This is a genomic window from Arthrobacter sp. SAFR-179 (assembly GCF_059414945.1).
Genome location: NZ_JBPFDM010000005.1, coordinates 48282 through 68251, shown reverse-complemented (window position 1 = coordinate 68251; position 19970 = coordinate 48282). Strand labels below are relative to the sequence as shown.

The 19970-nt window shown below is 66.4% G+C and carries 17 protein-coding genes and 1 tRNA gene; 13 read left to right on the top strand and 5 right to left on the bottom strand.

All coding sequences use genetic code 11. The features are described 5' to 3' along the window. Positions 1-88 precede the first annotated feature (88 nt). From ACR65K_RS10465 to ACR65K_RS10455, 3 genes are all read left to right on the top strand, one after another. Entirely contained in the window at positions 89-1492 is a 1404-nt protein-coding gene (locus ACR65K_RS10465; protein ID WP_440152689.1) for an MFS transporter, read from the top strand. Between the two features lie 63 nt (positions 1493-1555). Beyond that, positions 1556-2038 (top strand): cation:proton antiporter regulatory subunit, encoded by a 483-nt coding sequence (locus ACR65K_RS10460; protein ID WP_056331515.1) that lies wholly within the window; start codon positions 1556-1558, stop codon positions 2036-2038. 5 nt (positions 2039-2043) lie between these two features. Further along, a complete protein-coding gene (locus ACR65K_RS10455) occupies positions 2044-3225 on the top strand; it encodes a cation:proton antiporter (RefSeq protein WP_056331513.1) in 1182 nt (393 codons plus the stop codon). A 67-nt stretch (positions 3226-3292) separates the two neighbouring features. On the opposite strand, the gene dcd is transcribed toward ACR65K_RS10455, so the two are convergent. Continuing rightward, on the bottom strand, positions 3293-3868 hold the full coding sequence (gene dcd, locus ACR65K_RS10450) for a dCTP deaminase (RefSeq protein WP_018769967.1): 576 nt from the start codon (positions 3866-3868) through the stop codon (positions 3293-3295). A gap of 124 nt (positions 3869-3992) precedes the next feature. Here dcd and ACR65K_RS10445 point away from each other — a divergent pair, with 124 nt between their 5' ends. Further along, positions 3993-5738, top strand: a complete 1746-nt coding sequence (locus tag ACR65K_RS10445; RefSeq protein ID WP_440152686.1) for a CAP domain-containing protein — start codon at positions 3993-3995, stop codon at positions 5736-5738. A 21-nt stretch (positions 5739-5759) separates the two neighbouring features. On the opposite strand, the gene ACR65K_RS10440 is transcribed toward ACR65K_RS10445, so the two are convergent. Further along, on the bottom strand, positions 5760-6221 hold the full coding sequence (locus ACR65K_RS10440) for an SRPBCC family protein (protein WP_440152684.1): 462 nt from the start codon (positions 6219-6221) through the stop codon (positions 5760-5762). A gap of 240 nt (positions 6222-6461) precedes the next feature. Here ACR65K_RS10440 and ACR65K_RS10435 point away from each other — a divergent pair. From ACR65K_RS10435 to ACR65K_RS10425, 3 genes are all read left to right on the top strand, one after another. Beyond that, a tRNA-Gly gene (locus tag ACR65K_RS10435) sits at positions 6462-6532 on the top strand. 106 nt (positions 6533-6638) lie between these two features. Further along, entirely contained in the window at positions 6639-6779 is a 141-nt protein-coding gene (locus ACR65K_RS10430; RefSeq protein ID WP_200830458.1) for a hypothetical protein, read from the top strand. Next, a complete protein-coding gene (locus ACR65K_RS10425) occupies positions 6776-7945 on the top strand; it encodes a N(5)-(carboxyethyl)ornithine synthase (RefSeq protein WP_440152683.1) in 1170 nt (389 codons plus the stop codon). Before ACR65K_RS10430 ends, ACR65K_RS10425 begins: the two co-directional genes overlap by 4 nt. A gap of 60 nt (positions 7946-8005) precedes the next feature. On the opposite strand, the gene ACR65K_RS10420 is transcribed toward ACR65K_RS10425, so the two are convergent. Then, entirely contained in the window at positions 8006-9382 is a 1377-nt protein-coding gene (locus tag ACR65K_RS10420) for an MFS transporter (RefSeq protein ID WP_440152682.1), read from the bottom strand. A gap of 141 nt (positions 9383-9523) precedes the next feature. Between ACR65K_RS10420 and ACR65K_RS10415 the strand changes: the two genes are divergently transcribed. Together ACR65K_RS10415 and ACR65K_RS10410 are read left to right on the top strand one after the other, a co-directional pair. Next, the gene (locus ACR65K_RS10415) at positions 9524-10378 is read left to right on the top strand and encodes a LysR substrate-binding domain-containing protein (RefSeq protein ID WP_142118212.1); all 855 of its coding nucleotides are present in this window, start codon (positions 9524-9526) and stop codon (positions 10376-10378) included. 287 nt (positions 10379-10665) lie between these two features. Then, positions 10666-10860, top strand: a complete 195-nt coding sequence (locus ACR65K_RS10410; RefSeq protein WP_235010440.1) for a hypothetical protein — start codon at positions 10666-10668, stop codon at positions 10858-10860. A gap of 113 nt (positions 10861-10973) precedes the next feature. Here the strand turns inward: ACR65K_RS10410 and ACR65K_RS10405 are convergent, their stop codons facing one another. Next, positions 10974-14492 carry a bifunctional proline dehydrogenase/L-glutamate gamma-semialdehyde dehydrogenase gene (locus ACR65K_RS10405; RefSeq protein WP_440152681.1) on the bottom strand — a complete coding sequence of 1173 codons (3519 nt, stop codon included), beginning with the start codon at positions 14490-14492 and terminating at the stop codon, positions 10974-10976. Positions 14493-14755: 263 nt separating this feature from the next. After that, complete coding sequence (locus ACR65K_RS10400; RefSeq protein ID WP_440152680.1) at positions 14756-16219, bottom strand: amino acid permease; 1464 nt, start codon at positions 16217-16219, stop codon at positions 14756-14758. Between the two features lie 156 nt (positions 16220-16375). Here ACR65K_RS10400 and ACR65K_RS10395 point away from each other — a divergent pair, with 156 nt between their 5' ends. The 4 genes from ACR65K_RS10395 (at position 16376) to ACR65K_RS10380 (ending at position 19966) form a co-directional block, all read left to right on the top strand. Then, a complete protein-coding gene (locus ACR65K_RS10395; protein ID WP_056331497.1) occupies positions 16376-17290 on the top strand; it encodes a LysR substrate-binding domain-containing protein in 915 nt (304 codons plus the stop codon). Positions 17291-17374: 84 nt separating this feature from the next. Further along, the gene (gene panD, locus ACR65K_RS10390; protein ID WP_200946172.1) at positions 17375-17800 is read left to right on the top strand and encodes an aspartate 1-decarboxylase; all 426 of its coding nucleotides are present in this window, start codon (positions 17375-17377) and stop codon (positions 17798-17800) included. A gap of 51 nt (positions 17801-17851) precedes the next feature. Continuing rightward, positions 17852-18778 carry an AEC family transporter gene (locus ACR65K_RS10385; protein WP_440152679.1) on the top strand — a complete coding sequence of 309 codons (927 nt, stop codon included), beginning with the start codon at positions 17852-17854 and terminating at the stop codon, positions 18776-18778. A 42-nt stretch (positions 18779-18820) separates the two neighbouring features. Then, entirely contained in the window at positions 18821-19966 is a 1146-nt protein-coding gene (locus ACR65K_RS10380; RefSeq protein ID WP_056331492.1) for an FAD-dependent oxidoreductase, read from the top strand. Positions 19967-19970 lie beyond the last annotated feature (4 nt).

Below are 19970 nucleotides of genomic sequence, written 5' to 3'. Positions count from 1 at the left end.
CTTCCGCGGCTCCAGGGCAGACGGAATCCCCGCCATCAAGGGCCCGTCGTCCCCGGGGTGTTCGCCACAGGCGGATACGATGCATCGTATGAACAGCGCCAGCGCTCCGGGAGCAATGCAGCCTGCCTCGGAACTCGAAACCGGGACCGGGAAATCCAGCAAGGGCCGGGTGCTGGCCTGGGCGTCCTGGGACTGGGGTTCGGCGGCCTTCAACGCCGTGATGACCACGTTCGTCTTCACTGTTTATCTGACGTCCAAGGCTTTTGGCGGCGAGGACAATGCCTCGGCGGTGCTGGGCGCGGCACTGGCTGTTGCCGGGTTTGCCATCGCGTTGCTGGCGCCTGTCACCGGCCAGCGCTCTGATGCGGGCGGCCGGCGGAAACTCTGGCTGGGAGTGAACTCGGCCGCCGTCGCCATCCTTACGGCCCTGTGCTTCTTCGTGTTCCCGCGCCCGGAGTTCCTGCTCCTCGGGGTGTCGCTGATCGCGCTGGGGAACGTGTTCTTCGAATTCGCGGGCGTCAACTACAACGCCATGCTGGCCCAGGTCTCCACGCCGCACAACATCGGGAAAGTCAGTGGCTTCGGCTGGGGCGCAGGCTACCTCGGCGGCATCGTGGCCCTCCTGATCGTCCTGCAGCTGTTCGTCCAGCCGGCCTTTGACTGGTTCGGCGCGTCCACCCAGGACAGCCTGAACATCCGGCTGGTGGCCGTCTTCTCTGCCCTGTGGTTCCTCGTCTTCGCCCTCCCGGTCCTGTTTGCCGTCCCCGAACTGCCCCGGTCCACCCAGGCGGCCCGGCTCGGATTCTTCGCCAGCTACGGACTGTTGTTCCGGCGGATCAAGGCGATCTACGCCACCAGCCCGCACACCATCTACTTCCTGCTGGCCAGTGCCGTGTTCCGTGACGGCCTCGCCGCCGTCTTCACGTTTGGCGGCATCATCGCCGCAGGCACCTTTGGCTTTGCCCTCTCCCAAGTCATCTTCTTCGCGATCTTCGGGAACGTGGTGGCGGCCGTGGGTGCGGTGATCGGCGGTTTCCTGGATGACAAGGTGGGCCCGAAAGCCGTCATCACCGGTTCCCTGGTGGGGCTCCTGGTCGCCGGTACGGCCATCCTGGCGCTGGGCAACGGGGACTATGTCTTCTTCGGCATGCAATGGGCCGGCAGCACCACGTTCTGGGTGTTCGGGCTCTTCCTCTGCCTGTTCGTCGGGCCCGCCCAGTCCGCGTCCCGAGCCTACCTGGCCCGGCTCGCGCCGCATGGCGAATCCGGCGAACTGTTCGGCCTTTATGCCACCACGGGCCGCGCCGTCAGCTTCCTGGCGCCGGCCCTGTTCACGCTCTGCATCACGGTGGCAACTCCGCTGGTGCCCGCCGGCGAAGCCCAGCGGTGGGGCATCCTGGGCATCATGGTGGTCCTTCTGGCCGGGCTCCTGGTGCTGCTGCCCGTGAAGTCCCCGGAGAAGGCATCCATCGCGGTAGTCCCCGTCAGCTGAAAACACCCTCGGGTCCTCTGCCAGGGCCGGGCCAAGGGTTGCCAGGCAGACTAGGCTGGACGTATGAACGTGGACGAAACCAACCTTCCAGGCCTGGGCCGCAGGAAGGATTTCATGACCGCTTCCGGACGCCGCATCGGCGTCGTCGAGCGGCGGGAAGGCCAGACGGAACTGATCGTTTCCACTTGGGACGATCCCGATACCTGCCAGGCTTCCATTCCGCTCACCAGCGATGAAGCCGCCACCCTGGGCAACCTCCTGGGTGGCACGCACCTGGCCATGAAGCTCACGGAGGAACACAAGGACGTTCCGGGCATCGTCACCCGGCAGTTCTCCATCGCCGCGGATTCCCCGTTCCAGAACCAGCCCATGGGCAAGGCGTGCATCCGCACCCGGTGCGGCGTATCCATCGTGGCCATCATGCGCGAGGGCGAGGTGCTGCCGTCGCCCGGGCCCGACGTCGTGCTGCACCCCGGTGACCTGCTGGTGGCGGTTGGCACCCAGGAAGGCCTCGACTCAGCGGCCGATATCCTGCGCCACGGTTAGTTCGTATGGACCCGTTGGCCCTGACCCTCATTGAACTGGGGGCCGTTGTGTTCTGCCTGGGCCTGCTGGCCAGGCTGGCCGGACGGATCGGAATGTCCCCCATCCCGCTCTACCTGCTGGGCGGGCTGGCTTTTGGCGCGGGCGGGATCGTCAAGCTTGAAGGCATGCACGAGTTCGCACATCTCTCCGGCGAGATTGGCGTCATCCTCCTGCTGCTTATGCTCGGACTGGAATATACTGCGTCCGAGCTTTTTACCGGCCTGCGCCGGTCCTGGCAGGCCGGTGTCCTGGACCTGGTCCTGAACTTCCTGCCCGGAGCCGGGCTTGCCCTTCTCCTGGGCTGGGGCGGCGTGGGAGCCATGGTCATGGGCGGCGTCACGTATATTTCCTCGTCGGGCATCGCCGCCAAGGTCATTACCGACCTCGGGCGGCTTGGTAACCGCGAGACCCCGGTGGTGCTGTCCATCCTGGTCTTCGAGGACCTGGCAATGGCCGTCTACCTGCCCATCCTCACGGCCACGCTCGCGGGAGTGAGCTTCCTGGGCGGGCTCACCACGGTGGGAATCGCCTTGGCCGTGGTCAGCCTGGTGCTCATGGTGGCGCTGCGGCACGGACACCACGTCTCCAAGGCCGTGCACAGCGAGAACTCCGAGGTCTTCCTGCTCAACGTCCTCGGGGCCGCCCTGCTGGTGGCGGGGGCCGCGTCAGCCATGCAGGTTTCAGCCGCGGTGGGGGCCTTCATGCTGGGCATCGCCATCTCGGGTGCCACGGCCCACAACGCCACCCGGATCCTTGAGCCGCTGCGGGATCTCTTCGCTGCCATCTTCTTCGTGGCGTTCGGGCTCAACACCGACCCCTCATCCATTCCCCCGGTCCTCGGCTGGGCCCTGGTCCTGGCGGCAGCCACCACGGCCACCAAAATGGCCACCGGGATCTGGGCCGCCAAGCGCGCCGGCATTGCACGGCCCGGCCGGTTCCGTGCCGGCGCCGCGCTCGTGGCCCGCGGCGAATTCTCCATCGTGATCGCCGGCCTGGCCGTTGCTTCGGGAGTGGTCCCGCATGAGCTCGCGGCGTTGGCCACAGCGTATGTGCTGCTGATGGCAGTACTGGGCCCGCTGGCCGCGCGCTACGTGGAAGCGCTGGCCAGGCCGTTCCTCCGCAGGCCGGCCGTCGCCCCACAGCTCTAGGCACACCGGCGGCTCCAAGCACACCCCCGGCACTGGCCTATGCCGGTGCAGCCGTTTACTGCTCTGGCTAAATGCTGGTGCGGTGGAAGTTCAGGTGGCTGCGGCTGGCGGTAGGACCGCGCTGGCCCTGGTACCGGTTGCCGTACTCGCCCTGGCCGTAGGGGTACTCCGCGGCCGAGCTCAGCCGGAAGAAGCAGAGCTGGCCGATCTTCATGCCCGGCCACAGTTTGATCGGCAACGTGGCCATGTTGGACAACTCGAGGGTGACGTGGCCCGAAAAGCCGGGGTCGATGAAGCCGGCGGTGGAGTGCGTCAGCAGGCCCAGGCGGCCCAGGGATGACTTGCCTTCCAGGCGGGCCGCGATGTCATCGGGCAGCGTCACGGTTTCATAGGTGGAACCCAGGACGAACTCCCCCGGATGCAGGATGAAGGCTTCGTCCTGCTCCACTTCCACCAGCCGCGTCAGCTCAGGCTGCTCCTGCGCCGGGTCGATGTGTGCGTACTTGTGGTTGTCGAACAACCGGAAGAATTTGTCGATCCGGACATCGACGGACGACGGCTGGACCATCGCGGGATCAAATGGTTCCAGCACGATCCGCTGGGAATCAATTTCGGCACGAATGTCGCGGTCAGAGATCAGCACCGTCCCAAATTACCGTATCGGTTATCCACAGCCACATTTCCCCGTTGTTGCTGTGGCCTTGTGGGGCTAATGTTGCGAATGATAGCCGCCGGAATGGTCTCCCGGAGGCGTAACAGAGCTGGGGATGTTTGTGAATAAATTTGTGGCGCCTTCTTTTATTGGCGTTCTCTGCGCGTGGGCACTGGTCTCTTCATCAGTTGCGGTGCCCCCCACGCCGCTGCAGTTGGGTCAGGCAGGAGCAGCGGGCATCTCCCTGGCCGCTCCCGTCGTGCACGACGCCGGGACATCCGCCCAGAGTGACGGCACCGCCGGGAGCCTTACCCCCGCCGTGGACCCGGACATCCGGGTCGCTTCACCCCTGCCGAATGTCATCGCCGCGCCCACCGCAACTTCCGCGCCCACTGCAACCGCCGGCACAGCTTCACCTTCCACTGCTGGGCCCACGACCGCCACGGAAACGGCACCGGCTCCGGCACCCTCCGTCGCGTCGGCGGAGCCGGCCCCCCAAACAGTTGCGCTCCCCCCGCTGTGGGCGCCGGACCAGGAGCTGGCTTCCCCTCCCGCCACCAGGCTGGCGGCCCCGGAATCCGCCACCGCGCTTCCCTCCACGGAGGCACTGGTCCCGGACTCCAACGCAGCGGCCGTCCTTACCGTGTTCAACAGGATCAACGAGTACCGGGTGGCCAACGGACTGAACAAGGTCAAGTACCACCCCACGGTGGCCGGCTTGTCGCAGGAATGGTCGGACAACATCGCCAGCCGCGAGGTAATCGAGCACCGGGCAAGCTTCTGGACCGATCCCCGCGCCCTCAGCCCCAATAACGGTGCGGGCGAGGTCATCGCCATCCGTACCGACCGCGATGCTGCCCAGCTGGTGGAATGGTGGAAGGGATCGCCGGGCCACAACGCCATGCTCCTGGACCCGCGTTTCAACGTGATGGGCGCCGGAATCTCCTACACCAACTCCACCTACCAGATCTGGGGCGTGGTGAACTTCTTCGGCTACACCACGCTGCCGGCGGGCACTCTCGATTCCCCGGGCGGCGCAGGATCCAGCGGTGCCTTCCCGGCACCGCCGCCAAGCCTGTGCGACGCCCCCGTCAAGCACATGCCGCCCACCCTTAACCTCGCCGCCGCGGCGATCACCGGCCCGGCAGACCTCGTGTCGGTTGACTCCGCCGGGCAACTGCTGGACAGGGCATCCACCGGGCCCCGCACCTATGCCGCAGCCAAGGTGATCGGTTCAGGCTTCAGCGGAGCCAAGGAAGTCTTCGTCACCGACTGGGACCGTGACGGCACATATGACGTCCTGACCCAGTGGACCGGCGGTGACCTGACGTTGCACCGGGGCAACTCCGGCGGCGGGTTCCAGGCCGCCGTCACTCTCGGCAGAGGCGGATGGAACACGCTGACCCTGGCGGTTGGAGGCTGGTGCGCCAACAACCGGATGCCCCAGATCCTGGCCCTGGACGGCGCCGGGAACCTGTTCCTCTACGGCAACAAAGGCACCGGCGATATCGCGGAGCGTTCCACCGTTGCCACCGGCGTCTACGCTTCCCGCCTCGCCATGGTGGACTACGACGCCGACGGCTTCCAGGACCTGCTGGGACTGAAGGGCGACGGAAGCGTACAGCTCTACCGCGGGTGGGGCACCACCGCCCTCCGTGCGGAGGCGCGGCCTACCGTCGCCACCGGCTGGACGGATGTCACCGGAATCAAGGCGCTGCGCAGTGTCACTGGGCTGAACTCCACGGGTATAGCGCTCCGCCGGGCCAACGACACCGTGCAGTACTGGGACCTGACTGGGGGAAGCCTGGCCTCGGCGTCGGCCATTGCCGGCCCATGGACCGGACAGCGGCTGGCCCAGTAGGCCGGGAACGCCGGCAGGGGCTCAGATGACCGGTTGAAGTTCCAGCACGTGCTTCAGCCGGTCCAGTTGGGCCACGTCTGCGCTGAGGCGGCGCTGCAGCATTCCGTTGAGGAACCCCAGCCTGCTGAGGAAACCGAAGCGGCCCTCGCGTTTCGCTTCCATGGCGAACCGGACTCGCGTCCCCGCGTCCTCGGTGCTCAGGTAGTAACCGCCCCAGCGGGTGGCAGGCCCGGAAACAACGTGGAACTCGATTTCTGCACCGGGCCGGACATTGGTGATTTCCAGGTCCGCGGGGATGCTCAGGCCGGAGCGCCCCGCCACCATTTTGCGGTAGGCGGCACCGGCGGCTTCGGCCGGCCCGTGCACGAGCTTGACGCTGCGGACATCGTTCCGCCAGGCGGGGAGATTGGTGGCGTCAAGGAGGTACTGGTAGACGGCCATGGCGTCGCGCTCTATGAGGACCTCGTATTCTGCGATTGCCATGAAGATATTTCCTGTGGTTGACGTCGGCTGCCGCAATAGCTGCCTCCCCCAACGCGGCCGCTACCCGGATCAGGTTAGCCAGCGCTCAACGGCCAAACCTAGCCGGCAGCACCGACGTTATTGAAGAGTTACTGGATGACGCCATGCGTGCCGGGACACGGAACCCGCCGCCTGCCGCGTTGACGGGGAGCCCGGGGATCTGCGCTAAGCTAAGTTCTGCCCCGCGCGAGTGGCGGCACTGCGGCTGTAGCTCAATGGTAGAGCGCTAGCTTCCCAAGCTTGATACGCGGGTTCGATTCCCGTCAGCCGCTCTCATCTCCCGCTTCCCCCAAAGATCAGCCTCCCCGGAAGCCATTAGGTGCACGGGTGTAGTGTCGGTAGCCAGGAACCTTTTCGGTTCCGCTACAGGAGCAATCAATGGCTGATAAGTCCCCGCGTCAAACGGCATCAAAAAAGTCCGGCAAGTCCATCAAGGAAAAGCGCGCAGACAAGAAGGCCGCCGCAGCGCCGGCCAGCTCCCTGGACACCACGTCCAGCAAGGCCGCTAAAAAGAAGTGAGCGGCCAACAGACCCGGCTGAGCCTGGGCGTCCTGGCCTCCACGCGGAAACCGGACGAGCGCCGTGTTCCCATCCACCCCCTGCACTTCGAGCGGATCGAACCCGCACTGCGGCAGCGCATCATCCTGGAGCAGGGCTATGGCGAGCGCTTCGGCGTCCCGGACAGCCACCTCTCACCCTTGGTGGGACGAATGGCGGCCAGGGAAGAGCTGTTGGCCGCGGCCGACGTCGTACTCCTGCCCAAACCCCAGCCGGAAGACCTTGCCGACATGCGCGACGGGCAAGTCCTCTGGGGGTGGCCGCACTGCGTCCAGGACCGGGCCATCACCCAGCTCGCGATCGACAAGAAGCTCACCCTCATCGCGTTTGAGGCGATGAACCACTGGGCCAGCGACGGCGGGTTCGGCCTGCACGTGTTCCACAAGAACAACGAGCTGGCCGGATACTGCTCGGTCCTGCACGCGCTGGCGTTGACCGGCTCCACGGGAGACTACGGACGCCGCCTGAGCGCCGTCGTGATCGGCTTCGGCGCCACGGCGCGCGGTGCCGTGACGGCACTGAATGCGCACGGCATCCACGACGTCCAGGTGCTCACCAACCGCGGCGTGGCAGCAGTTGGCGCACCGATCCACTCGGTTAACATCGTGCAGTTTGACCACGACGCCGAGGCCCCCTTCCTGAGCCAGGTCATCACGGAGCGTGGCCGGGTTCCGCTGGCCCCGTTCCTGGCCGAAAGCGACATCGTGGTCAACTGCACCCTGCAGGACCCGAACAATCCCCTGACGTACCTGCGGACAGAGGACCTGGCGGGGTTCCGTCCAGGCAGCCTCATCATCGATGTCTCCTGCGACGACGGCATGGGATTCAGCTGGGCGCGGTCCACCACATTTGCCGATCCCATGTTCACGGTGGGCGAGCACATCAACTACTACGCGGTGGACCACAGCCCCTCCTACCTCTGGAACTCCGCCAGCTGGGAGATCAGCCAGGCCCTGCAGCCGTTCCTCGAAACCGTGATGGCCGGCCCGGCCGCGTGGGAGGGGAACGACACTATTGCGCGGGCAATCGAAATCCGTGACGGTGTTATCAGCAATGAGGCCGTGCTCCAGTTCCAGGAGCGGGGCGCGGAGTATCCGCACCGGCCACTGCACCTCGCAACCCTCTAGGCACCGCGCCTGCGCGCAGCGCCTGGGCACCTGGGCATCTGCGTGCCCAGGCTCCTGCGGCTACGCTCCTGCGCGGCTGACGATCCTCACCGGGCGGCGGCCCTTCAGATCCATCCGGAGCTTCAATCCGCCCTTCCGCGCCAGGATGACGCCCACGGTCATGGCCGCCAGGGCGGGGACGCCGCCGGAGACCAGCAGGGCAACATGGGGATCGGCATGTTCAGCGATCCAACCCAGCATTGGCCCGCCCAGTGCCTGGCCGCCGATCAGCACCATGATGTACAGGCTCATCACCCGCCCGCGGATGCCCATGTTGGAGCTGACCTGCACCAGCTGGTTGGAGCCGGTGAGGAACATCAGGCACCAGAAACCGGAGAGCACCATGACGGCCCCAAACCACGGCATGGAGGGGGCAAGGGCGGCGAGGCAGAGCATCAGGCCGTACATCCCGGCGCAGAACACCACGGAACGCAGCCGGAGCTGCCGACGCCGGGTGGACGCCACGGCGCCGGCCAGCGCACCGAGCGCCACCAGGGCATTAAGGAGGCCGTACCCGCCGGCCCCCACCTGGAAGACATGGTCCGCGAAGGCGGCGAGCACCACGGGCAGGCTCATGGCGAAGACCGCGATGAAGCCGGCCATGAGCCACGGCCAGTAGATGGTCGGTTTGCTTAACGCGTAGCGCAGACCCTCACGGAGCATGCCCTTGCTTTTGGGTGCGGGGGCGCTGACGTGCAGCTGGTCCTTCCGCAGGATCAGGAGCATGGCAACCGTGGAGCAGCAGGCCACGGCATTGGCGGCGAAAGCCCAGCCCGCCCCCACGGCGGTGAGAAGCAGGCCTGCGAGCGCCGGACCGATCAAACCGCCCAGCTGGAAGGTGGTGGAGTTGACGCTGATGGCGTTCCGCAAATACCGGGGGCCAACGAGCTCGTTGACGAACACCTGGCGGGCAGGCTGGTCAAGGACGGTCACCAGGCCCAGGACCAGGGCGATGGCATAGACATGCCACACCATGATGGCGCCGGCGAGGGCCAGCGTGGCCAGTGTCGCGGCCAGGATGGCGGCCATGCCCTGGCAGAGGATGAGGATCTTCCGCTTGGCGAACCGGTCCGCGATCATGCCGCCCCATGGCCCCAGCAGCAGCGAGGGCAGGAACTGCAGCGCCACGGTGATCCCCACGGCGGTCACGGATCCCGAGAGCTGCAGCACCAGCCAGTCTTGGGCGATCCGCTGCATCCAGATGGCGACGACCGCAATGAAATGGCCGGCGGCGAAGATCCGGAAGTTGGGCACTTTCAGCGAGATGAAGGTGTGCTTCCAGGGGAGCCGCTCCGCCACGACGGGAACCGGCTGGGTCTGGCTGTCCGGCGGCGCTGAGCCCGCCGCGTCGATGACTGGCTGGGAGACGGAGGCCGACGAAGGCGGTGGGGGTGCCACAGGAGTGTCCTCAAAATTGCGGGCGGTCTGGGATGCCCTTAACGCTAGGCTGGCGGAGCAGATTATGGAGGCGTATGGTCCCTATAACTCGTATTGCAAAACGCAATGAAGCACCAAGACCGGAAGGCCGGGGAGCCACCTATGTTCGAGCCAGCCCAGCTGCGTTCCTTCCTCGCGGTGGCGGACACCCTCAGCTTCACCAAGGCCGCGGAGCGGCTGGGGCTGGCGCAGCCCACCATCAGCCAGCACATCCGCAAACTCGAAGCCGCCGCCAAGCGCAGCCTGATCACCCGGGACACCCGCGACGTCCGGCTCACCGACAACGGCGATGCCATGGCAGGCTTTGCCCGGAACATCCTGTCCGCGCACGACGCCGCCGCGCGCTACTTCTCCGGCTCCGCGATGCGGGGACGCCTGCGGTTCGGCACCGCGGACGACCTCGCCATCACCGGGCTGCCCAGGATCCTGCGTGAATTCCGGCAGATCTACCCCCAGATCAACCTGGAACTGACCGTGGGGCAAAGCGACCAGCTGTACCGCAAGCTCAACGCCGGCCAGCTGGACCTTGTCTTCGTGAAATGGGTGGCCGGGGCAAAGGACGGCACCGTGGTCCAGCACGACTCCTTCTCCTGGGTGGGGCTGGAACAGACAGTGTTGGAGCCCGGGACGCCCGTGCCCCTGATCGCCTACCCGGCCCCCAGCCTCAGCCGGAAGCTGGCCATCGATGCGCTGGAAGCCAACGGCAGGACCTGGCGGATCACCTGCACCACCCGCCAGATCAGCGGCGTGCTCGCAGCGGTGCGCGCCGGCATCGGCGTCGCCGTCATGCCCACGTCGCTGGTGCCCGAGGACCTGAAGATCATCACCCGGCGCTTCGACCTTCCCGCCGTGGGGGACGTGGACTTCACCCTGATCCGCAACCCGCTGGCGAACGCCGAAGTCATCGACGCCCTCACCCAATCGATCGTGGGCCGGACCATTAACCGCCAAACTTAACCCCCCGCCGTCGCAATTTCCAGCATTTAGGGGAGTTAGGGAGCCCGTGTCCATTGATAGGGGAAGTGGCATCCCCTATGCTGTCTTCCAGGGTCAAGCAGCAGGCCAGTTCACCGAAACAAGCGCGCATCCGCATGCCGGAACGCCGCGCTTGGGACAGGCAGCCAATGACGACAGCCAGGAACACCCATCTCAGTTCTGCACACGCGCGCCCGTACTCCGCAGCACGGCCGTCTACCCGCCAGAACACCCTCGGAACCGGACACGCCTCCGTAGACTCCGGATACGTGGGAAAACCCACCTGCGACAAATGCCGTACCGACGAATTCGTCTACCTTGAGTCGTACATTCCGCCCACGTACCGGCGTGACGGAACAGTTGCCACCCTGGGCGAAGTGGCCTACACCTGCACCCGCTGCGAGGAATTCTCAGCACACAACGTCCCCGTTACCTGGACACCGCCCGGCTGGTATCTGGGCTAAACCCATCTGGTCTCCGGGCTAAAGCGACAAGGCCGGGCAACCACGCATCAGGTGGCTGCCCGGCCTTTTTTAGCGCCAGGAACTTAGCCCGGACGCTTCAGTTCCGGTTCAGATCAGATCAGCGCGTCCGACAGGTGGTTCGGGGTGCCGAACCGGTGCGCGGTGATGCTGACGGCCTGTTCGTGCAGGAACGGCAGCAGTTCCACCCGCCCTGCCTCGGTGACGGCGTGGGCGTAGATGGCCAGGTCGGGCCGTCCGCCGGTGGCTTCAGCCAGCGCCGAGGCGTCGCCGCCGATCAGGCGGATGCGGGCACCGGACAGCTTGCCCGCGGAGGCGAGGTGCCCCGCCGAAGCCAGCCAGCCGGCGTCGGACTCCACGGTCACTTCGATGTCCTGTGCGGTGAGCACGGAGCGCAGCTGGGCGGGAAGTTCGACGGCGGAGGACACGGTGAGTGCGGATCCCGCCACAACGCCGGCGGCCACTGTCCGGACGAGGTGAGCCAGCGGCTCGCCTTCGGACAGCCGGATGGTGACCGGCAGGCTGCGGTAGCGGAAGATGTTGCGCTCGGCGCTCAGTCCGGAGACGTCCTTTGCCGTGCCGAACTCCCCAGCCCATGCTTCCGCGTCGGATGCCAGGGCACGCTGGACGGACTCAAGCTCGGCGGGCTGCAGGGCGGGGCCGGCCGCGTTGAGGATGCGGCTGACCGCGGGGTGCGTGATGGATGCCGTAGCGGTGCTGGTTGCAGGGGTCCAGTCGCCCAGGCCTGCCAGGTAGTTGGGTCCGCCGGCCTTGGTTCCGGCACCGACGGCGGACTTCTTCCAGCCGCCGAACGGCTGGCGCTGCACGATGGCGCCGGTGATGCCGCGGTTCACGTAGAGGTTGCCCGCCTGGATGCCGTCCAGCCAGATGCCCAGTTCCTCGGAGTTGAGGGAGTGCAGGCCTGCGGTGAGGCCGTACTCGATCTGGTTCTGGATGGCGATGGCCTCTTCCAGGGTGTCTGCGGTCATGACGCCCAGGACCGGGCCGAAGAACTCGGTCAGGTGGAAGTAGGAGCCGCGCTTGACGCCGTAGCGCACGCCCGGGCTCCAGAGCCGGCCGGTGTCGTCCAGCTTCTTCGGTTCCACCGCCCAGTTTTCGCCGTCGCCCAGGGTGGTGAGGGCGTTGAGGAGCTTGCCGTTGGCGGGCTCGATGATGGGTCCCATCTGGCTGGTGGGGTCCTCCGGGTAGCCCACCTTCAGCGACGTGACGGCGTCGATGAGCTGGTTGTGGAACCGCTTGGACTTGGCCACCGAGCCCACCAGGATCACCAGTGAGGCGGCGGAGCACTTCTGGCCGGCGTGGCCGAACGCGGAGTAGGCCACGTCCTTGGCTGCCAGGTCCAGGTCGGCGCTGGGGGTCACAATGATGGCGTTCTTGCCGCTGGTTTCGGCCAGCAGCGGCAGGTCCTTGCGGAAGGAGCGGAACAGTTCGGCGGTTTCGTAGCCGCCGGTGAGGATCACCCTGTCCACGGCGGGGTGGCTGATCAGCTGCTTGCCGAGCTCACGCTCCCCCAACTGCACCATGGTCAGCACGCCCTTGGGGACGCCGGCTTCCCACAGCGCCTCCACCATGACGGCGCCGCTGCGTGCGGCCTGCTTGGCGGGCTTGATCACGACGGCGGAGCCGGCGGCGAGTGCCGCAAGGGTGGATCCTGCCGGGATGGCGACCGGGAAGTTCCATGGCGGCGTGACAACGGTGAGCTTGGCTGGGACGAACGTGGCGCCGTCGACCGCGTCCAGCTTGCGGGCGGACTCGGCGTAGTAGTGTGCGAAGTCCACGGCTTCACTGACTTCCGGATCGCCCTGGTCGATGGTCTTGCCGGTTTCGCTGGCCATGACCTCCAGGAGGTCGGCCCGGCGGGCTTCGAGGATCTCGCCTGCCCGGTGCAGGATTTCGGCGCGTTCGTTGCCGGAGAGTTCACCCCAGGCCTTGCCCTTGTCCACGGCATTGGCGATGGCCGAGTTGAGCGTCTCTTCGTCGTTAATGAACGCGGCCTTCACCGAGTCGTTGCCCAGCGTCGACGTCGCGACGCGCTCCAGGATGGCGCGTCCCCAGGTGCGGTTGGCAGGCAGCGCGGGATCGGTATCCGGGGTGTTCCGGAAACCGTTGTGCGGCATAGGCTCCGGGGGAAGGCTGCGGTCCTGGCGGCGGTTGGGCAGCGGGACGTTGTTGTCCAGGGTTTCAAGGGAGGCGAGGAAGCGCTGCTTCTCGCGCTCGAACAGGCCCTCGTTCTCGCTGAGTTCGAACACGGCGGACATGAAGTTGTCCTGGCTGGCCCCCTCTTCGAGGCGGCGGATCAGGTAGGCGATGGCGACGTCGAACTCGGACGGGTGCACCACGGGGGTGTAGAGCAGGAGGGAGCCCACGTCCTTCTTGACGGCCTCGGCCTGGCCCTGCGCCATGCCCAGCAACATCTCGAACTCGATGCCGGATTCCACGCCGCGCTGCTTGGCCAGGAGCCAGGCGAAGGCGATGTCGAACAGGTTGTGGCCGGCAACGCCGATGCGGATGTTCTTGATCCGCTCAGGGTGCAGTGAGTAGTTGATGACGCTCTTGTAGCTGGTGTCCGAGTCCTGCTTGGAGCCCCAGGTGGCCAGCGGCCAGTCGTGCAGCGAGGATTCCACCTGCTCCATGGGCAGGTTGGCGCCCTTGACCACGCGGACCTTGATGCCTGCGCCGCCGTTGGCGCGGCGCTCGGCGGCCCAGTCCTGCAGGCGGATCATGGCGGACAGCGCGTCCGGGAGGTAGGCCTGGAGCACGATGCCGGCCTCAAGGTCCTTGAACTCGGGCTTGTCCAGGATCCTGGTGAAGACCGCGATGGTCATGTCCAGGTCCTTGTACTCCTCCATGTCCAGGTTGATGAACTTGGCCTTCCCACCGGTGCTGCTTCCGGCGGCGGCGAAGGAGTTGGCACGCTGGAAGAGCGGGGTGAGCTTTTCGACGACGTGTTCCACGGCTTCGTCGAAGGCCCAGGCCGAGTGCGGGGCAACGGTGGAGGAGACCTTGATGGAGACGTAGTCGACGTCGGGGCGCGCCAGCAGGGTGTGGGTGCCTTCGAGCCGGCGGGAGGCCTCGTGCTCACCCAGGACTGCCTCGCCCAGGAGGTTGACGTTGAGCTTGATGCCGTCCTTGCGGATCTTGGCGATGGCCGGGCCCAGCTTGGCGTCGGTGGCGTCAACGATCAGGTGGCCCACCATCTCGCGGAGGACCTTGCGGGCGACGGGGATGACCACCTGCGGCAGCACCGGGGCCATGGTTCCGCCCAGCGCCACAGCGCTGCGCATGTACCAGGGCAGGAAGGCCGGAACCTTCGGGGCCAGGGCGGCGAGGTTGCGGGCTGCAACGTCCAGGTCCTCGGGGCGGACCACGCCGTCCACGAAGCCAACCGTGAATTCCAGGCCGTTGGGGTCCTTCAGAACGCCGGCGAGCTGCTGGGCGGATGCGTCCACCGGGACCTTTGCGGCCTCGGTGAGCCAGCGCCGGACCAGGGCCACGGCGTCATTGGCGAGGGCCTTTGCCTGGGGGACGTCGACGTCAACGGTCTGCTGTGCGGTACCGGCGGAAGTGGCTGGTTCCATTGCAACGTGGGTCATGGTTTTTCCCGATCTTTCTTGCCGTGGGAGGAGGTCTTTCCACCAGTATGAGCTTCTGCTCACATAAGATAAAGCGATCTTTCCCAACCAATACAGGTTAGTAAAACCGATGCATTTCGCACTGCCAACGCCCGCTCACCTTTGACGCTCAAACAGCAAACCCCCGCTCACCTGAGGTGAGCGGGGGTTTGCAAGTAGGCGCCCACAAGTGAGCGCGCGTTCCGGGAAACGCCACCAAAAGTGAGCGGGCGTCGGGAGGTGGGTTATGCCAGGGGGCGGTGCAGTTCCGCGAGCTCCTGGTGCCGGGGGCTGTTGGGGTTCATCAGGGAGTGCTTGCGGCCGTAGCCGAAGTAGATGACCAGGCCGATGACCAGCCATACCCCGAACCGCAGCCAGGTTTCCCAGTGCAGCTGCAGCATCAGGAAGGCCGAGGCCAGGACACCGAACGCCGGGACCACGGGCATCAGCGGCAGGCGGAACGTGCGCGGCGCGTCGGGGCGCTTGTAGCGGAAGATGATCACGGACAGGCAGACGACGACGAACGCGGCCAGGATGCCGATGTTGGTGAGGTCCGCGACCGCCTTGATGGGGAAGACACCGGCCAGGAAAGCCGAGGCGATGCCGCCGATCCAGGTGACGCGCTGCGGGGTGCCGTGGCGGTCGGTCTTGGAGAACCAGCCGGGCAGCAGGCCGTCACGGCTCATGGAGAACCAGACGCGGGTGACGCCCAGCAGGAAGGTGAGCATCACGGTGAGGATGGAGAGCACGGCGAACACGGAGATGATGGTGGCGATCACGGGCAGGCCCACCGAGGTGAAGGCGGAGGCGAAGCCTGCCTTGGGATCGATGTCCTTGTAGTTCTGCATGCCGGTCAGCACCAGGGTTGCGGCAACGTAGAGCAGCATGGCGATGATGAGCGAGAGCACGATGGCCTTGGGCATGTGCTTCTTGCCGTCCTTGGCTTCCTCGGCCGCGGTGCTCATGGCGTCGTAGCCGAAGACTGCGAAGAAGACGGTGGCGGAGCCGGCAACCACTGGGCCGAAGCCGCTGGGCATGAACGGGTTGTAGTTGTTGGTGTCGATGTAGAACACGCCGAGCCCGATGATGAAGAGGATCAGGATCACCTTGATGGCCACGGCGACGAGTTCGAACCGGCCGAAGGCCTTGGTGCCGCGGGAGAGGATCCAGGTGACCAGCAGGCAGACCAGAATGGCGGGGATGTTGACGATGCCGCCCTTGCCCTCGTCTGCGGTGGACGTCATCCAGGTGGGCAAATGGATGCCGATGCCGGACAGGAAGGCGTCAAGGTAGCCGGAGATGCCGATGGCCACCACGGCCACAATGGCGATGTATTCCAGCAGCAGGTCCCAGCCGATGAACCAGCCGATCACCTCGCCAAGCGCTACGTAGCCGTAGGTGTAGGCAGAGCCGGCGCGCGGGATCATGCCCGCGAACTCTGCGTAGGACAGGGCCGCGGCCGCTGAGGCCAGGCCTGCGATGAGGAAGGAAATCAGTACCGCGGGCCCCACCCCGGGTGTTCCTCCACTGCCGGCGGCCACCAGTCCCGCAAGGGAAAAGATGCCGACGCCGATAATTCCGCCAACGCCGATGGCGGTGAGCTGCCACAGCCCAAGGGACTTGAACAGTCCGCTGTGCTTGTTTTCTTCTTCGATGTCATCGATGGACTTGCGCCGCATGATCGATTGGCTCAAATCTTTACTGCTCATCAGGAACTCCTGCTCGGGGGTGCGACCCCGCCGCGGCACGCCAAGGAAACTGGCTGTGACGGGGGTAACTCGGTTTCAACAGTATGCGTGCGCGGTTGCGTTAGATAAAGTGGCTACTTCTAACCTATATTCGTTAGTTTCAGTTAGGAATCCGCCATGCTTGACGTTCGCAGGCTCCGGCTGCTCCGGGAGTTAAGCATCCGGGGGACGCTCGCCGAGGTGGCGGAGGCACTGCAGTACAGCCCGTCGTCGGTATCGCAGCAACTGGCCCTCCTGGAGAAGGAAGTGGGCGTTGAACTGCTCCGGAAAACGGGGCGGCGGGTGCAGCTGACGCCACAGGCCGAGGTGCTGGTGGCGCACACGGCGCAGCTGCTCGAAACCATGGAGCAGGCCGAGGCGGACCTGGCCGCCTCCCTGACCACTGTCACCGGCACGGTGCGGATCGCGGTGTTCCAGTCCGCGGCGCTGGCCCTGATGCCGGACACCCTGACCCGGATGGCCGCCGCCTATCCCGAGGTCCGCATCGAAATGATCCAGCGTGAGCCCGAGACCGCGCTGCATGAGACGTGGGCGCGCGACTTCGACCTGGTGATCGCTGAGCAGTATCCCGGGCACGCGGCGCCGCGCTATCCGGAGCTGGACCGGGTGAAGCTGACCACCGACGCCATCCGGCTGGCCGTTCCCCCGGCGTCCGACGGCGGCCCCTCCATCCGTTCACTGGCGGACACCGCGGAGCGCGCCTGGGTTATGGAACCGCGGGGTGCGGCGTCCCGCCACTGGGCGGAGCAGGCGTGCCGCAGCGCCGGCTTTGAGCCGGATGTGCGCTTTGAGACCGCCGATTTGCAGGCCCAGGCCAGGTTGATCGAGTCGGGGAACGCCGTGGCCCTGATGCCGGACCTGGTGTGGACCGGCCGCGGCACCACGGCCCAGCTGCTGGAGCTTCCCGGCACGCCGCACCGCACCATCTTCACCTCGGTCCGCCGCTCCAGCGCCCAGCGCCCCGCCATCCTGGCCGCCCGGGAGACCCTCGCTGCTGCCGCCGCCGCAGTGGCAAGGAACGACGCCGGGTGACCAGCCGCCGTCGTACAAGTACCAAGGCGTTGTGTTTCCTGCGTCACTGCGGGTGAGGGGCCGCAGGTCTAGACTGGAGCCGTTATGAATCGAACAATGTTCAAGTCCAAAATCCACCGGGCCACCGTCACGCACGCCGACCTGCACTACGTAGGCTCGGTCACCGTGGACCTTGACCTGCTCGAGGCCGCCGACATCCTGCCCGGCGAGCTGGTGTCCATCGTGGACGTCACCAACGGCGCGCGGCTTGAGACCTACACCATCGCCGGCGAGCGCGGCTCCGGCGTGATCGGAATTAACGGTGCAGCGGCGCACCTCATGCACGAGAACGACATTGTCATCCTGATTACCTACGCGCAGATGACCACCGAAGAGGCTCATGCCTACCAGCCCCGCGTGGTCCACGTGGACGCAAACAACCGGATCATCCAGCTGGGCAACGATCCCGCAGAGGGCCTCACCCCCGGGATGATGCGCCCCCCTTTCGCGCTTAACAACGCCACCCTGTAACCGGAGCGTGCGTCCCGGTCCTGTCCTCCGCTGTGCCCAAAAGGCTGATCCTTGCTAGGGGTGCTGGCGGGGTTCTTCGTGGTCTGGTGCATCATCCTGGTGGGATGGTTCGTGGGCCGGCGGAGAATCCTCGGCGATAACGCCCGCCCCGTGCTCAGCGGCCTTACGTTCTTCGTCGCCAGCCCCGCACTGCTGTTCGAGACCCTCAGCAAGGCCCGCCTGCAGGAAGTGTTCGCCGAACCGCTGCTGGTGACAGCGGTGGCCGCCATCATTACCGCCGCCGCATTCTTCGCCCTGGCCAGGTTCTGGCTGAAGCGGGCGCTCCCCGAAGCACTGATGTCCGCCATGTCCGCGTCGCTGGCGAACTCGGCAAACCTTGGTATTCCTATTGCGGTATATGTTCTGGGCGACGCAAGCTACGTGGCGCCGCTGCTGATCTTCCAGCTGGCGTTCTTCACCCCGATGTTCCTGATGATCCTTGACTCGAGCACCAGCACGCACCGCACCACCGCCCTGGGGTTCTTCCTGATGATCCTGCGGAACCCCATGATCGTAGGCTCGGGCCTGGGGCTGCTGGTGGCCGGCACCGGCTTCCAGGTTCCGGCGCTGGTCATGGAGCCCATCCACCTGATTGGCGGCGCCGCGATTCCTGCCATGCTGATTGCTTTCGGGATGAGCCTGAACGGCACCCGCCCGCTGCAGGCTTCCGCCGGCCGGCGCGTGGACACGCTGCTGGCGAGCGGCTTCAAGCTGGCAGTCCAGCCGGCCCTTGCCTATGTTTTCGCCCGCTTCGCGCTGGGGATGGACGGGCACGCACTGTTCGCGGTGGTGGTTACGTCGGCCCTGCCCACCGCCCAGAACGTGTTCGTGGCCGCCAGCCGTTACCAGACCGGGCTTACCGTGGCCAAGGACACCGTGCTGATCACCACCGTGGTGGCAGTGCCGGCAATGATCGGCGTCGCGCTGTTGCTGGCGTAAGGCGTGCTTGCAATGTGACCATAACCGCAGCTTGGAGGGCTGATGAACACTGTTCTTGACACCGTGGTGATCGGCGGCGGCGCCATGGGCTCGGCCGCCGCATGGGCGCTGTCCCGCCGGGGCCGGCAGGTGACGCTGGTGGAGCAGTTCGGTCCCGGGCACAAGATCGGCGCGTCCCACGGGGCAACCCGGAACCTGAACCCCGGCTACCACCGGCCGGAGTACGTGGCCATGCTGGCCGAGGGGCTGGCGCTGTGGGATGAGCTGGAGCAGGAAAGCGGCAAGCAGCTGCTGGCGCGCACCGGCATCGTCAACCACGGCCCGGGCGGGGACCTCCGGAGAGTATCTGATGCCCTCACCGCTGCCGGGATCCGCGCCGAGTTCCTGGACCCGGCGGAGGCGCATGAACGGTGGCGCGGCATCCGCTTCGACCAGCAGGTCCTGCATATGCCCGATGGCGGCCAGCTCAACCCTGAAGCGGCGCTGCCCGCCTTCCAGCGGCTGGCCTCCGCCCGGGGCGCCGAGATCAGGCACCACACCAAACTGGTGGACTTCGAGGTGTTCGACGACGGCGTGCGGCTGACGCTCGAATCGGCTGCGGGCACCGAGGTGGTCACGGCAGCCCAGGCAGTGGTGACGGCGGGCGGCTGGACGGAGAAGCTGCTGGAGATGGCTTCCGGCAGGGTTTCCGGCAAGGACGGCGCCGCGATCCGGATTCCCCGGCTCAGGGTCACGCAGGAGCAGCCGGCGCATTTCCGGGTGGCAGATGCCGGAGCAGTGTGGCCCGGCTTCAACCACTACCCCGGCCCGGACTACCGGGGCTGGTACTCCCCCGTCTACGGCATGCAGACTCCGGGTGAGGGCATCAAGGCCGGCTGGCATGGGGTGGGCCCCGTGGTGGATCCGGACCACCGCGACTTCCGGCCCGAACCGACCCAGCTCGCAGCGCTGCAGGACTACGCGCGGCAGTGGCTGCCGGGAGTGGACCCCGATGACCTGGAGGCCATCAGCTGCACCTACACCACCACCCCTGACGAGGACTTCATCCTGGACCGCATGGGACCTGTGGTGATCGGCGCAGGATTCTCCGGCCACGGCTTCAAGTTCACACCGGTGGTGGGACGGATCCTGGCCGATCTTGCCACCGGGACCCGGCCCGCGCCGTCGATCTTCCGCGCGTCCCGCTAAGGCG

Coding starts and splice junctions, on each gene's coding strand:
- ACR65K_RS10405 (WP_440152681.1), bottom strand. CDS start 14,492: ATGACCCACGTTGCAATGGAACCAGCCACTTCCGCCGGTACCGCACAG.
- ACR65K_RS10465 (WP_440152689.1), top strand. CDS start 89: ATGAACAGCGCCAGCGCTCCGGGAGCAATGCAGCCTGCCTCGGAACTC.
- ACR65K_RS10380 (WP_056331492.1), top strand. CDS start 18,821: ATGAACACTGTTCTTGACACCGTGGTGATCGGCGGCGGCGCCATGGGC.
- ACR65K_RS10445 (WP_440152686.1), top strand. CDS start 3,993: ATGTTTGTGAATAAATTTGTGGCGCCTTCTTTTATTGGCGTTCTCTGC.
- panD (WP_200946172.1), top strand. CDS start 17,375: ATGAATCGAACAATGTTCAAGTCCAAAATCCACCGGGCCACCGTCACG.
- ACR65K_RS10430 (WP_200830458.1), top strand. CDS start 6,639: ATGGCTGATAAGTCCCCGCGTCAAACGGCATCAAAAAAGTCCGGCAAG.
- ACR65K_RS10455 (WP_056331513.1), top strand. CDS start 2,044: ATGGACCCGTTGGCCCTGACCCTCATTGAACTGGGGGCCGTTGTGTTC.
- ACR65K_RS10400 (WP_440152680.1), bottom strand. CDS start 16,219: ATGAGCAGTAAAGATTTGAGCCAATCGATCATGCGGCGCAAGTCCATC.
- ACR65K_RS10460 (WP_056331515.1), top strand. CDS start 1,556: ATGAACGTGGACGAAACCAACCTTCCAGGCCTGGGCCGCAGGAAGGAT.
- ACR65K_RS10440 (WP_440152684.1), bottom strand. CDS start 6,221: ATGGCAATCGCAGAATACGAGGTCCTCATAGAGCGCGACGCCATGGCC.
- ACR65K_RS10395 (WP_056331497.1), top strand. CDS start 16,376: ATGCTTGACGTTCGCAGGCTCCGGCTGCTCCGGGAGTTAAGCATCCGG.
- ACR65K_RS10415 (WP_142118212.1), top strand. CDS start 9,524: ATGTTCGAGCCAGCCCAGCTGCGTTCCTTCCTCGCGGTGGCGGACACC.